A 467-nucleotide genomic window follows, 5' to 3' on the forward strand; every position below is an offset into this window, starting at 1 on the left:
GCGCCGGGTCAGGTGCCGGCAGTTCTCGATCGCAATGATCACCTCCTCGAACTGCTCGAGCCAGGTCATGATTTTCTGATGCCCAGCCGCCCGAGCCTCAACCGTGAGGACATCGATCCTCCTGCCGACCTCGTCGACAGCTACGAGCGTGTGCCAGTTCTTGTGGGCATCAATTCCAATGACAGTCACCGCGGACCGCCTCCTGCTGCGTATCGTGAAGTGCGGCATCGCCAACCGAGGTCGGGCACGCCTCAGTCGGGCAGGACGAGCGAGCAAGCTCCTGTCAGGCCACGGCCTTGATCAGCGATGCACACCCGGTGGGGCGGCACATCGCGGACAAGCCACCTACGGCAGCGAAAAAACGAGCCAACTCCACCGGGCCACCATCATTTTGGTACTGACGCGAAGTAAGCGGCTGCTTTTTTCAAGAAGGCCGTTTCGGCGCGGAGCTCGGAGTTCTCCCGCTC

At 61.9% G+C, this 467-nt stretch carries 1 pseudogene; it reads right to left on the minus strand.

What is annotated here, in order from left to right:
• Positions 1–189: pseudogene (locus G6018_RS06360) on the minus strand (IS110 family transposase); the annotation flags it as partial.
• Positions 190–467 lie beyond the last annotated feature (278 nt).

It is taken from the genome of Dietzia sp. DQ11-44 (genome assembly GCF_014145205.1).
GTDB lineage: Bacteria > Actinomycetota > Actinomycetes > Mycobacteriales > Mycobacteriaceae > Dietzia > Dietzia natronolimnaea.